This window comes from Alteromonas sp. ABM1_013 (genome assembly GCF_056160505.1).
Genome location: NZ_JBSWXH010000006.1, coordinates 158,531 through 171,444, shown reverse-complemented (window position 1 = coordinate 171,444; position 12,914 = coordinate 158,531). Strand labels below are relative to the sequence as shown.

The 12,914-nt window shown below is 45.3% G+C and carries 10 protein-coding genes; 6 read left to right on the top strand and 4 right to left on the bottom strand.

The window, feature by feature from the left end; all coding sequences use genetic code 11:
* The first annotated feature begins 5 nt into the window (after window positions 1-5).
* From ACXAGK_RS17945 to ACXAGK_RS17935, 3 genes are all read left to right on the top strand, one after another.
* Window positions 6-2,795, top strand: coding sequence for an EAL domain-containing protein (locus tag ACXAGK_RS17945; RefSeq protein ID WP_474857389.1), 2,790 nt, complete (start codon window positions 6-8; stop codon window positions 2,793-2,795).
* A 132-nt stretch (window positions 2,796-2,927) separates the two neighbouring features.
* Complete coding sequence (gene ribA / locus ACXAGK_RS17940; RefSeq protein WP_014947836.1) at window positions 2,928-3,542, top strand: GTP cyclohydrolase II; 615 nt, start codon at window positions 2,928-2,930, stop codon at window positions 3,540-3,542.
* A 183-nt stretch (window positions 3,543-3,725) separates the two neighbouring features.
* On the top strand, window positions 3,726-5,174 hold the full coding sequence (locus ACXAGK_RS17935; RefSeq protein ID WP_474857288.1) for a DUF3300 domain-containing protein: 1,449 nt from the start codon (window positions 3,726-3,728) through the stop codon (window positions 5,172-5,174).
* A 101-nt stretch (window positions 5,175-5,275) separates the two neighbouring features.
* Here ACXAGK_RS17935 and ACXAGK_RS17930 read toward each other — a convergent pair whose 3' ends face one another.
* Window positions 5,276-6,157 carry an ATP-grasp domain-containing protein gene (locus tag ACXAGK_RS17930; RefSeq protein WP_474857287.1) on the bottom strand — a complete coding sequence of 294 codons (882 nt, stop codon included), beginning with the start codon at window positions 6,155-6,157 and terminating at the stop codon, window positions 5,276-5,278.
* 171 nt (window positions 6,158-6,328) lie between these two features.
* Here ACXAGK_RS17930 and ACXAGK_RS17925 point away from each other — a divergent pair, with 171 nt between their 5' ends.
* The 3 genes from ACXAGK_RS17925 (at window position 6,329) to ACXAGK_RS17915 (ending at window position 9,228) form a co-directional block, all read left to right on the top strand.
* Entirely contained in the window at window positions 6,329-7,810 is a 1,482-nt protein-coding gene (locus ACXAGK_RS17925; RefSeq protein ID WP_474857286.1) for a methyl-accepting chemotaxis protein, read from the top strand.
* Window positions 7,811-7,847: 37 nt separating this feature from the next.
* On the top strand, window positions 7,848-8,366 hold the full coding sequence (locus ACXAGK_RS17920; RefSeq protein WP_474857285.1) for a DUF6436 domain-containing protein: 519 nt from the start codon (window positions 7,848-7,850) through the stop codon (window positions 8,364-8,366).
* A gap of 121 nt (window positions 8,367-8,487) precedes the next feature.
* Window positions 8,488-9,228, top strand: a complete 741-nt coding sequence (locus ACXAGK_RS17915; RefSeq protein ID WP_474857284.1) for a MauE/DoxX family redox-associated membrane protein — start codon at window positions 8,488-8,490, stop codon at window positions 9,226-9,228.
* Between the two features lie 35 nt (window positions 9,229-9,263).
* Here the strand turns inward: ACXAGK_RS17915 and ACXAGK_RS17910 are convergent, their stop codons facing one another.
* The 3 genes from ACXAGK_RS17910 to ACXAGK_RS17900 form a co-directional block, all read right to left on the bottom strand.
* Window positions 9,264-10,244 (bottom strand): histone deacetylase family protein, encoded by a 981-nt coding sequence (locus ACXAGK_RS17910; RefSeq protein ID WP_474857283.1) that lies wholly within the window; start codon window positions 10,242-10,244, stop codon window positions 9,264-9,266.
* Complete coding sequence (locus ACXAGK_RS17905; RefSeq protein ID WP_474802935.1) at window positions 10,234-12,081, bottom strand: GNAT family N-acetyltransferase; 1,848 nt, start codon at window positions 12,079-12,081, stop codon at window positions 10,234-10,236. The genes ACXAGK_RS17910 and ACXAGK_RS17905 overlap by 11 nt, the downstream gene beginning before the upstream one ends.
* Window positions 12,082-12,404: 323 nt before the next feature.
* Window positions 12,405-12,902: an alpha/beta hydrolase gene (locus tag ACXAGK_RS17900; RefSeq protein ID WP_118490741.1), complete on the bottom strand. Its 498-nt coding sequence runs from the start codon at window positions 12,900-12,902 to the stop codon at window positions 12,405-12,407.
* Between the last annotated feature and the right edge of the window lie 12 nt (window positions 12,903-12,914).

Below are 12,914 nucleotides of genomic sequence, written 5' to 3'. Positions count from 1 at the left end.
GTTGGATGTTGCTAAGCCTAAACGTTTCGGCTAACAGTCAGCTTACTGTCAATGAGTCCTTTGAGCGGGAGATTATTAATCTCCATGCGCGTTTGTCTGTCGCCCCCACTAGCGCCACATATTTTGATGTTTTAAATGGCAACACTAAGGATACTTCAGCCAACGCCTCTTTTACCGATGAACGCATATGGTATTCCACCGAACTAATTCATACAGGCTATAGCCCTATCCCATTAGTACTCAATGTTGACCGCCTGAATGTGGACGATTTACAGATATTTCTTCTTGATAGTAGCGAGCGAATCATCAAGTCCTATCGGTACCAAGCAGGAAAAGGTGATTATTCTTTAAAGCAGCCACTTCCTAATATTAGGCTTGCATTTACTCTTCAGCCTTATCAAGACGCTCGCTTACTCATTGCGGTAAAAGACGAAGGGCTTAAGTACTTCCCTATCACCTTGTGGGAAAGAGACTTACTCGCACAGCATGACACCAATATGCTTACTTTGCTTGGAGCGATAACGGGGATCATGGCGCTAATTGCGCTCTATTTTTTGTTTTCTTACTTGTATCAGCGCATTGCCACTCGGTTTTGGCTTACCATGTCGTCGCTTGTACTTATCGCACTATTGTTTATAACAGCAGGAGGATTGGCAATTTGGCCAAGCTTAACTAACGGCAGCGAGCACTTCTATGCTGTATGTTTTTGCATGTTATTGTTGTGCATTGCCAAAGTAACACACCATCTTTTCACCCGTATTCCCATTGCTCTGCGGTCCCTAAGTTATCTTGTACCCGTCGTCGCTACCGCCTACTGCTTTATTGTGAATACCTATATAGCGTCTATCACACTTCTACTGTTAACCGCGGGCATGGGGCTTTATCACGTTTTACTAGCACTCGTATTTAAAGATAAAGGGAGTCGTGCAGTAAGTATCACTTATACACTTGCTTGGCTTTCCTTTTTCGCATTTTATGCACTGGTAACGCAAAACCTATTTAGTAATCTGGTTTATACCGTAGACGTTGCTATTGGAATGCTGTTCTTTCTTACACTCGGCTTTATGTGTTTTGGCTTTGCTGTCATCGCTAAAGAAGACGTGTTAAATCAGCGACAGCTTTCAACGCAAGCAGAAACAATATCAAGCTTAAATCACTTCTATGACTTATTTAGGCACTCAGCGGAAGGGCACTACACCTCAACATTGGATGGAAAGCTTATTTCCGTTAATCCGGCCATGTGTAACGTATTCGGCTATGAAAACGAAGAGAAGATGCTTGCCGAAGCAGAGAACACAAAAGTGTTTTACGCCAGTGCGGAAGACAGGCAGGTTTTACTCGGTGAAATATCACAAAACGGTCATGTAACCGGTAAGGAAATTAGAGGTCGGCGACGAGACGGAAGCGAGTTTTGGTTCTCCCTATCCTGTCAAATCCGAAAAAATGGCGAAGGCGACTTTCTCTACGGCTCTATTGTGGATATAACCGAAAAGAAGCAGTCAGACTTAAGCCTGCAATATTTAGCTACCCATGACTCGCTAACTGGCGTTTATAACCGACGCCAGTTTGAATCTATGTTTAAAGATAAAGCAGTGAACGCAAACGACACACCAGTATGTTTACTGTTTTTAGATCTAGACAGGTTTAAAGTAGTTAACGATACCTGTGGCCATAAAGCTGGCGATGTACTTATTAAGGATATTGCCCGTTTGATTGAGAACACCTTGCTTTCGGGCGCACAATTGGGCCGCCTTGGTGGCGATGAGTTTGGCATTATTTATTCAGGTATTGATGCCGACGCCGTTTATGTAAATGCGGTAAAAATCCTAAACGCCGTGCAGGCTTATCGCTTTATGTGGGACAACCGCATTTTCAACTTAGGCGTGAGCATAGGTATGGTGGTATGCGACGATACCGATGTCGACCCGGGCCAGTATTTAAGTATGGCCGATGCCGCATGTTACTTCGCTAAAGAGCAAGGCAGAAATCAGGTTCATAGATACAACAAAAATGACGAAAGTATGCAGCGCTACCAGCGCGAACTTGATTGGGTATCCTCTATTAACAACGCGTTAGAAGAAGGTCGCTTCGAGCTTTTTTATCAATCGCTAAGGCCATTAAGTAAAACCAGCGACGGGCACTACTACGAAGTTCTGCTGCGTCTTAGGGAAAAAGACGGGCAACTTGTCGAGCCTGCCAACTTTTTACCCACGGCTGAGAGATTTGAGATGAATGTCAGTGTTGATAAATGGGTAGTAACAAATACCTTCAAATGGCTATCTGAAAACCCTGAGCACCTTGCACAATTGAAACGATGCAGCATCAACCTTAACTGCCACTCACTGGCAGATAGAGATTTTACCTTGTTTATTCTCAATGCATTCGAAACCTTTAATATCCCGTACAACAAAATATGTTTTGAGGTTATTGAGTCAGTAGCCATCATTAAAATGGAAGTCACTCTTGCCTTTATGCGTACCTTTAACCGTCTCGGGTGTTCTTTTGCCCTCGACGACTTTGGCAGTGGCTTCTCTTCTTATAATTATCTTAAAAGCTTACCTGTGAGCCAGGTAAAAATTGACGGTATGTTTATTAAAGATATGCTAAACGACAGCGTAGATACGGCTATGGTTGCCTCTATTAACGATGTTGCCAAAGCCATGGGTATGCAAACTGTTGGCGAATTTGTAGAAGATGAAGGCATCATGGCACAGCTAGGCAAAATGGGCGTTGATTTCGCCCAGGGCTACGGTGTTGCTAAGCCCGCGCCTTTACGAGAATTTAAGCCCCTCTGATAACTATCCTTGATACACCCTTTGCGAAAAAAGTGATAGCACAAGCGTCAACTCGCGTATAATAAAATGGTAGACTTGCAAAAATAGAAGTCGTCCCCACTTATTGCCCACTGTCCAAAGTGTAGAAGTAACATGAGTAGCAAACAGCCTAAATACGAATATGTCAGTACCGCAAAATTACCCACAAGAATGGGTGATTTTAAAATACACGGCTTTGTTGAAGCCAGTGGTCAGGAGCACGTTGCCCTTTCTTACGGAGAGTGGAAAGAAGATGACGTAGTGCCTATTCGTATTCATTCAGAATGTTTAACCGGTGATTCTTTATTTAGTACCCGCTGCGACTGTGGTTTTCAGTTAGAAAAAGCAATGCAAAATATTGTAGATAACGGTCACGGTGTATTGCTTTACTTGCGCCAAGAAGGCCGAGGTATTGGTCTTTTAAACAAGATTCGCGCTTATAACCTTCAAGATAGCGGCATGGACACCGTTGAAGCGAACGAACACCTTGGTTTCGACGCAGACCTTAGAAGTTACGACATTTGCAAGCTAATGTTAGACACACTCAATGTTAAACACGTGGAGCTAATGACAAACAACCCTAAGAAGCTTGCTGCATTAAAAGCTCTGGGAATAGATGTTGTAGCAAGAAAGCCGATAGATCACGGTATTACGAAAGACAACAAACACTACCTTAAAACGAAGACAGAGAAGCTCGGTCACGCCTTCGACCCGCATGTTTTCAAATAGCTAGAGACATTGGCAAAGCCCATACAAACTAGCATTCATTATCTTCTAAAAGCGCCCACTACAACAATGTGGGCGTTTTCTATTCAGCTTCGGTTAATTATCGTTCGAGCATAATGTATACAGACTTACCACATTGCGCGTAAAAAGCAGCAGCTTTGTAACATAGCAATGTAAGGAGAATGTATGAAAAACATAGCCTTATCGATAGTTATAGCGCTGTCCAGTGCGCAGGCGCTGCCTGTACTTGCTCAGTCGAATACAAGCCTTGCTCAGGCTTCGTCTTCAGTTCAGCAATATTCTGATGCCGAATTAGATAGTGCACTTGCGCCCATTGCCCTTTACCCCGATACACTGCTTACCCATATTTTAATTGCTTCTACCTACCCTTTAGACGTAGTTTCAGCCGACCGCTGGCGTCAAAGCAATAAGCATCTAACGCCTGAACAAGTAGAGGGTGTGTTAGATGGCGTAAGTTGGGACCCGAGCGTAAAAGCACTCGCGCCATTCACCGAGCTACTTAACACCTTGGCCACTGATCTTGAGTGGTTACAGCAGCTTGGCGACAATGTGCTTATTGACCAAAGTCGAGTGTTAGATCGTGTTCAAGTGCTTAGGCAGCATGCTCATAACACAGGTAACTTGGTAACTAACGACTACATTGAAGTTGAAAGAGAACGAGAAAGCAGTCGAGAAATTATTTACATAGAGCCGCGCCAGAGAGAGGTGGTTTATGTGCCATATTACGACCCACATGTTGTATATGGTAACTGGTGGCACCCAATTTCGCCAATTCGCTGGAGACACCATGTAAGCTACCATCACCATAGCAATGTATACTGGTCTCCAAGCGTTCGCCTTTCTACCTTCTTCTTCTTTGGCAGCGTGCATTGGCATAACCGTCACGTAGTCATTCACCGCGAGCCCGTGCGCCGCTATTATCACGGTAGCCCACGTAAACGCGTGGTAAGTCGTGACTATCGCCGTTGGGAGCACAATACAGTGCATCGCCGGGCACGTTATTCTAATCGCGTGGTTCACAGTGCGCCTGCGCGCTATGAGCATGCAGGTGTAACGCGCGCAAAACGTGTTTCCAATAAACATATTAGAACGGCCAATCGCCCAGCGCATAACGACAATAAGCGCTCAGTAAGCTCTGTGACACGTACCAATAATGCTAAACCGATAAAGCGGACGATTGAGCCTAAACAAGTAACGCCGCTTAGAGAACCCCGTATGTCGAACAAGCAGAACTCTGTGAAGCGCAAACAATCGATAGAGCATGCGCTGAAACGCAATCAATCGGTGGCTAAAAATGAAAAACCAACGCGGAACAACACACTTAAAGCCTTGAAGCGTGACAAGCCAACTAGAACAGCCTCCTCGCCACAGTCTAGGAAGTATGCAAACAGGAATGGTGCGCAACATGGTTCAGTGAAGCAAAACGTAAATCGTCAACGGATTGAAAGGACGAGTCCACAACACCGTTCAGTTGCCCGTGAAAGTAGTAAACCTAAGCGTGTAGAACGAACATCTAGCCATAGATCGGTAAAACAGTCTCAGCGAGAAAGACCACAAAGGCAAATATCTCGGGTGGAACGCAGCGTTTCGAAAGGAAATAGCTTAAAGCGCTGATTTTAAGGGCTAGTTTTAAACGCTCGCCTTTAAATAAATACGGACAAGAACGGTTAGTTAAATAGCGGCTTGCAGATTCAGAGTGTGCACGCCGCTTTTTTTTACTGCGCTGACGCGTGGAATTTCAATAAAGCCTCTACAAAGCGAAGCGGAGACTGGGGGTCAAGGTTGAAATACAACGAGGGTTCAATGAGTTCAAGCTCCATTATCGCCCAGTGATTACTCTGTCTCACCAAATCAACCCGCGCATACAATGCATCACACGGCATAGCTGCCATTGCTTTTTCAGCGATAGCCAGTTGTTCAGTATCTACGGCGATAGAGTGTAAACTCCCGCCATGCTCTTCTTGTACGCGAAAGTCGCCTTTTTGTGGCACTTTCTTAATAGCATGGCTGAACTCCCCACCGAAATAAAATAATGAATACTCCCCTTCATCAACAACACTACTCAAGAACGGTTGAATCATAAAATCCCGCTGGTGAAATGTATCGTAAAGTACTTTCTGATTTACATGCCCCTCACGCCAGTCGGCAGCAGAAAGCTTGAAAGTATCATCAGCGTTAGCACTCAGCGTGGGTTTAATCACCACAGTGTCACAGCCAAATTGCGCAAACGCTTCCTCTATAACATTGTTATTAAACTCGCTTCCCCACATTGTTTCGACAATAGGAACCCCGTTGCTCCGCAAGTCTTTAAGGTAGTGCTTTTCAATATTCCACTTCATCAAGGATATCGGGTTTAATAACACCGCACTCGACGCCTCAATGCCTTCTAAACAAGCTAAAAATTTTTCAGCGTGCTGCTGATAATCCCACGTGCTGCGAACAATAACATAGTCAAACTTATCCCAATTCGGCGAGGCGCTATGCCAAGAGACAGTTTTTACAGTCCACCCGCGTTGTTCGAAAAACGGTATTAATAATTCATCATAGACGAAAAAATCTTCAAGATTATCGGTCGATAAAAAAGCGATAGCAGGCATAACTGAGTCCTCAATTTACACGGGCTTCGGCGCATTAAAGTTTTGTAATAATTTAAGTATCTATACCAAAGTCAAATAGCGTAGACACCGCAATCTGCGTAGACTGCAGCGAAATTAGCACACCTATAATTTTTAACCTACACTTAATCTAAATAACCATCGGAGATCGGCATGCAGTACCCTTGGCTCCTTGAAGGTCACAAAATTTTTCGCGTTGTGATTGTTATACAATTACTCATTGCTGTAGCTATTGGTGTGTATACAGGTGAACTTTTACCTGCGTTTATCTTAGGTGTTCCTATTGCAGCTTTGCCACTTGTACTCAGCCTTCAAAACCCTTACTCGGCGATAAGCCGCCATGCTATGGCAATCGGCGTTCAATTGCTAACTGCGCTTCATATTCATCAATCTTTCGGTTTAATCGAAGTCCACTTCGAAATTTTTGTACTTCTTGCCTTTCTTTCTTATTTCAGAGACTGGAAAGTGGTTGCAACAGGGACTGCGGTTGTAGCCGTTCATCATATTTCGTTCTTTTTTCTGCAGGCAGGCGGCGCGCCAGTAATGATTTTTGAAGAAGGTCATGTTGCCTTTACTATCTTGCTCATGCACGCAGCTTTTGCATTAACAGAAGGTGGCGTATTGATGTACATGGCTAAGCAAGCCCATCATGAAGGTGCAGGCGCCGCCGAGCTACGCCTGGCCATTGAAACCATGCAACAGACTGATGGCAAGCTTGATTTGTCCGTTGAGCTAAATCGCGGCAATAAAATAGTCAGGCCTTTCGCTGAACTTATTGATCAAGTGAAATCTCTCATCGAGCTTGCTTCTAACTTGACTGATGAAGTGGTAAAAGGGGCTTCAAATATGGAGTTAGCGGCTAATAACATGTTTGAAATTAGCAGAAATACTGACCAAGAACTTGCCATGGTGTCGGCATCGTCAGAAGAAATCGCACAAACCATGCAGCTTTCAACAGAGCAAACTACCCTTGCTAGTGATAAAGCGTCGGCAGCGCAAAGTGCCTCCCAGTCTACCCGCGACTCTATTTCTCAATCCAGTAAAACAATAGACTCGTTGCGCAACACGCTAAATGCTGCGGCGCAGACTAACTCGGCTCTTAACGAACAATGTTCCCACATTTCTGATGCCATGCGCTCGATTACTGCGGTAGCTGAACAAACTAATTTGCTTGCACTGAATGCAGCTATAGAATCGGCCCGCGCTGGCGAACACGGCCGCGGTTTCGCCGTGGTAGCCGACGAAGTGCGCACCCTGGCGATTCGCTCAAAAGAAAGTGCAGACCAAATTACTAGCATTACTGAACAGCTAGTAGCACAAACCGCCAGTTCGGTTGATCAAATGCAAACCTGTATACAACTGGTCGATGAAGCTGTTGTTTCAAGTGATAGTGCCACATCGGCCATGTCAGAAATCATGCAGCAGATCCGCGAAGCCAGCGAAAGTATGACTGAAATTGCCACCTCTGCTGTGGAACAAGAAACCGCGTCAGCTTCCATTGCGCAAAGCACCGCGCGATTGAGTGAACTTACCTCTGAAGAGCTTGCTACCGCTGAGTCGCTTGCAGGTGAAGTTGAAGTGTTGTCACAAATTTCTCAGCGTATGCGCAGCGCAATTGAACGCTTTAAGCTTTAGTGCAGACAATAAAGCACAGTGAAAGGCGCTACGCCTTATGCAAAAAAAGACGAGCTGGTTAATACTTATACTATGGGCGGTAGGTTTACTTACCGCCTTGCTAGTATACGGCCAGCGTCAACTCACAGACTTTGACCCTAATGGTGAGTTGCTACACCGAAGCACAGCACCAAATTTTGATTCATCCCTCGTTGATGTATTAAAAAGTCAGAACATCAACCCAGGGTCAGTCATTCATGTGGGAACGCAGTCCCGCTGCTATTGCGACACGCTAACAAAACCACACCAGTCTCAGTTGCTAGCAAAGATCGGGGATGACTATCACCAAGTCAGGTTAAACGTAGAAGATGTGCCTGAACTAGCGGCTATACTTGAGGCCGTGCCGGCCCTTATCGTGATAGATAAACAAGCGCAACTTCGCTATCTAGGCCCTTACGCCACAGGCTATGGATGCTTTACTGGCAAAAACCTCGTCGAACAGGTGGTAAGCTACACCACGCTGCATCCCTATGCAGGTGCTGTTATTAATACTGATGCTACAGGTTGTTTCTGCTAAATCACTGGCATAAATTATGTACCCCTCTTTGTATCTCGTAATATCAATTTAGATAGCGGAAAAAATGGGCAAATATTGCACGCTCATACCTATCTAGTGAAAGCTTTACAAGGAGTCCACTATGTCTAAGCACGCCACCCTCTATCGCATGGTCACTCCTGAGCATATTTGCCCTTTTGGACTCAAATCAAAAGACCTGCTCGAAAGAAAAGGCTATAAAGTCGATGATCACCATTTGTCTAATCGAAGTGAAACAGACGCTTTTAAAGAAAAGTACGGTGTGAAAACGACCCCGCAGACGTTCATAGACGAGAAACGTATTGGCGGTTATGACGACTTGAGAGATTACTTCAATTTAAAACAAGAAAGTGAATTTGGATCGCGCTACACACCTATTATCGTAATTTTTTCCTTAGCGGCACTCATGGTGTTTGCCCTTATGCTAAAGGGTGGCCTACCAGCAGGATTAGAGCCTTTTATATTGAATTTTATTGGAGTGGCTATGGTGATACTTGCCCTCCAAAAGCTGCAAGACTTAGTGGCTTTCTCAAACCAGTTTATCACCTATGATTTATTGGCAATGAAGCACGTTAGATACGCGTATATTTATCCTTTCGCAGAGGCATTTGCAGGGCTTGGCATGTTAGCAGGGCTGCCAGCTTTATTGGTTTCACCGGTTTCCATTTTTATCGGCGCTATCGGTGCCGTTTCAGTTATCAAGGCAGTCTATATCGATAAGCGAGAGCTTAAATGTGCCTGTGTTGGCGGAAATTCAGACCTACCCCTTGGCTTTATTTCACTGACAGAAAACCTTGCTATGCTAGGTGCGGGTCTTTATATGCTTGCAAGATGGCTAGCCTAGTCTGAAAGATTGTTGAGGCTAGATAACCCGTCGTCCTATTGAGTGTCTTCGATAGGACGACTCATGCCTTTTAGGTGAGACACTACGCTGCGTCCCAAGGCACTTAGGTCATAGCCGCCTTCTAGCATACTTACGATACGACCTTCGCAACATGCATCAGCAACGGCGCGAAGCTGTTGGCTCACCCAGAAATAGTCATCTTCTACTAGGCGTAGATGAGCCATTGGGTCCTCAGCATGAGCATCAAAGCCTGCAGAGATAAAAATCAGTTCAGGCTGAAAGTTGCGTAATGCATCGAACCAATGCTGCACTTTTTCTCTAAAAACGTCTCCCGTAGCACCAGCTTCAAGCGGTACCGAGAGAATATTACTTGCTGAAACCGGCGAGCCACTGTGTGGATAGAAGGGATGCTGAAAACTACTGCACAACATTATGCGCTGGTCGCCGGCGACAATTTGCTCGGTTCCATTTCCGTGATGCACGTCAAAGTCGACAATGGCAACCCGTTTTAGCTCATAGTTTTGAAGCGCGTAGCGAGCAGCTATAACAATGTTATTAAAAATGCAAAACCCCATAGCACTATCGTATGTTGCGTGGTGCCCGGGTGGCCTAGTAGCACAAAAGGCTTGCCGGTCATTGCCTTCCATTACCCAGTCGACAGCATTACACCCTGCGCCCGCCGACTCTAGCGCAGCGTTTAAGCTGTGGCGCATTAAACCTGTGTCTTCATCTAACCAAGCCACGTTGTCTTTGTTTTCTGAATAGAGCGTTTTTTCGTGGTCGTTAAAGATAGATTGAGCTGCAGGCTCAAACACACTTTTCACATAATATGGGTCGTGCGCTAGTTTCAGGTAGGCTTCAGCAATGGGAGTGGCGTCAGCATGCTCACACACCATATCGAGTCCTGAAGAAAGCAACTGGTCGTCAATAGCAAATAAACGGTCTGGCGATTCAGGATGATCCTTGCCTAAATCGTGTTTGGTGCCGTGCTTGCCGCGAAATATTTTAATTGTCATGCAGAGATGCCACGTCTAGTACTAACTCTATATCACTGGGGTCGCCAGTAAATTTCCGTTTAAATTTGGCTTGTTCGAAAATAGTGATCATGGGGCTATTATCGCCACGCACATAGGCCATCATTTTCGCAATGCCTCTTATTTTTGCTACCGTGATAAGCTCATTTAACAAGCGGCTTGCCATGCCTTTTCCTTGCTGGGTCTCTCGAGTAACAAAAGCAGCTTCGCAGGTATTGTCGTTTGGGTTGTAGTAAAAGCGCCCCACTGCGTGAATAGTAATGCGCGAGCCCTCTTGCCTGACAATACACAGCGCTGCATCAGAGCTTTGATCTACCGACACCAAGTTACACGACTTTTCACGGGACATTTGTTTCGGGTCGTAGTTGTAGCGCAGCCTTAACGTTTCTTTTGTGTGGGAATAAAAGAATTCTTGCAGACGCCTTTCATCCGCCGGATTCAGAGGTCGCATGTAAAACGTCTCGCCCTGAATATTAAGCTTTTTAAGCTGAATAGCTCCCAACTCTGGAATATCTGTGGGGTACTTTTCTTGATAATGGGGCACCCAATAATGCTGACGTACTTCTTCTAACAGTGCTGCACGGAACTTAGGGTGGGCCACGCGGATAAGCTCTAGCGCACGCTCTCGAATACTCTTACCTTTAAGTGACGCTATACCGTATTCGGTTACCACATACTGCACATTACCGCGGGAAGTTACCACGCCTGCGCCTTCGCTTATACGCGGCGTAATACGTGAAATAGTTTCATTTTTTGCGGTAGAAGGAAGCGCAATAATGGCTTTACCGCCTTTACTAATAGACGCACCAGTGACGAAATCAACCTGCCCTCCTATGCCACTGTAAAAGTCATAGCCCAGTGAGTCGGCTACTACCTGCCCGGTTAAGTCCACTTCAAGGGCACTGTTTATGGCAACCATATTGTCGTTTTTAGCGATATTAGTCGGCTTGTTGACATAGCTGCTTGGGTAAAATTCAATATGCGGGTTGCTGTCGATTAAATCGTATAGCTTGCGTGTACCAATGGCAAAACTGGTAACAATTTTACCAGGGTGGAAAGTTTTCTTTTTGTTCGTAATCGCGCCAGATTCCAATAGCTCGATAATACTGTCGGTAAGCATTTCGCTGTGAATACCCAAATCTTTGTGATTACACAGATATTTCAGCGTGGCGCTGGGTATTTTTCCAATACCAAATTGGAGCGTTGCGCCATCATCCACCAGCATAGATACATACTGGCCAATACGTTCTGCGACTGTATCTATTGGCGGCGGCGTCACCTCTACTAGTGGCTCTTCCGCTTCTATACACGCCGTTATCTCGCTAATATGAATATAAGAGTGCCCTGAAGTCCTCGGCACCTGAGGGTTAATTTGAGCAATGACTTTTTTGCTTTGCCTAATGGCAGACATTGCAATATCGACCGCTGGGCCTAGCGAGCAGTATCCAAATTCATCGGGTGGACTTACGTTAACCAGCGCAGCATCAAGTGCCAGCGTGCCATCGCTGAACAAACTTGAAATTTCAGAAAGGAATACGGGGGTATAGTCGGCGCGTCCTTCATCAACTGCCTTTCGCATGGCTTCGCCGCCGATAAAAAACGTATTCGCTTTAAAAAGGTTTTTATACTCGTCTTTTACCCACCTCGTATCACCTAAGGCCAGCATATGTACCAGTTCGATGTCGCTGAACCCTTCGCTGTTATCAATAAGGTGCTGCACTAGTGCGTGCGGTACTGCTGCGTTTCCGCCGACAAAGACACGACAACCCGACTTTATCAACGACGACCATTGCGGCTCTTGAGGTAAGTTAAATGCCATTTCCACCTGCCCTGTTTTAAGCAATATCCCATCATGCCATAAATACAGGCAATTTCATGTATTAACCTGATGCAACGCTATAAGCGATTAGTCTTACCCTTACAAACTCATACGCAGATACAAAAAAGCCTACATCATCGATAGTTACCCAGGCGGTTATCGATAAGTAGGCTTCTAACAGAGTTTTTAGCTTTTAATTGCTAGGCGTTGCTTTTTGATTAGATTGCTCAGTATAGACTGCCAAGCATAGATGCCTAACGAAGCACGGTAGCCTAGCTTTAGAAAACTGAAGCTAAGCAGCCGTTGCCATGACGCTTAGTACCCTAGTAGCGGAATTTTTCCAACCAATTTCTGAAAAAAGGTGAAATAACGGACTTACTGTTCGCAAGTCGATGCCCATCGTTTAGAAGCAACAGCTGCGCCTTTTGGTGGCGAGCATACTTAAGGCTGTTCTCAATTGGCACGATATCATCGTTCCAGCCGTGCACTAGACTAACATAGCCGTCGTACGGAAAGCGTTGAACTTTATAGTTGGGTAAATAAAGCGCTGGCGCCATCAAAAATACGCCTCTGGCAGAGATCTGACTGGCAGCGGCAAGTGATACATAGCCGCCCATGCTCGAACCCACTAATACAACGTCATTACACTTTTCAGCGATAGTTTCTTTCAATCGCTCTAAGCGGGCTTCGGGGCAGTCGAGATCTTGATAATCGATACTCTCAACACCAAAGCCCATATCGTTTGCTACATTCGAAAGCGTGGTTATCTTACTGCCCCATGGCCCGCTTTCTTTACCGTGAGAAAAAACAACCGTGGTCATTACCAATATCCC

What these genes read in the sequence shown, in the direction of transcription:
- ACXAGK_RS17945 (WP_474857389.1), top strand. Translation starts at nt 6, where the DNA reads ATGTTGCTAAGCCTAAACGTTTCGGCTAACAGTCAGCTTACTGTCAAT.
- ribA (WP_014947836.1), top strand. Translation starts at nt 2,928, where the DNA reads ATGAGTAGCAAACAGCCTAAATACGAATATGTCAGTACCGCAAAATTA.
- ACXAGK_RS17935 (WP_474857288.1), top strand. Translation starts at nt 3,726, where the DNA reads ATGAAAAACATAGCCTTATCGATAGTTATAGCGCTGTCCAGTGCGCAG.
- ACXAGK_RS17930 (WP_474857287.1), bottom strand. Translation starts at nt 6,157, where the DNA reads ATGCCTGCTATCGCTTTTTTATCGACCGATAATCTTGAAGATTTTTTC.
- ACXAGK_RS17925 (WP_474857286.1), top strand. Translation starts at nt 6,329, where the DNA reads ATGCAGTACCCTTGGCTCCTTGAAGGTCACAAAATTTTTCGCGTTGTG.
- ACXAGK_RS17920 (WP_474857285.1), top strand. Translation starts at nt 7,848, where the DNA reads ATGCAAAAAAAGACGAGCTGGTTAATACTTATACTATGGGCGGTAGGT.
- ACXAGK_RS17915 (WP_474857284.1), top strand. Translation starts at nt 8,488, where the DNA reads ATGTCTAAGCACGCCACCCTCTATCGCATGGTCACTCCTGAGCATATT.
- ACXAGK_RS17910 (WP_474857283.1), bottom strand. Translation starts at nt 10,244, where the DNA reads ATGACAATTAAAATATTTCGCGGCAAGCACGGCACCAAACACGATTTA.
- ACXAGK_RS17905 (WP_474802935.1), bottom strand. Translation starts at nt 12,081, where the DNA reads ATGGCATTTAACTTACCTCAAGAGCCGCAATGGTCGTCGTTGATAAAG.
- ACXAGK_RS17900 (WP_118490741.1), bottom strand. Translation starts at nt 12,902, where the DNA reads ATGACCACGGTTGTTTTTTCTCACGGTAAAGAAAGCGGGCCATGGGGC.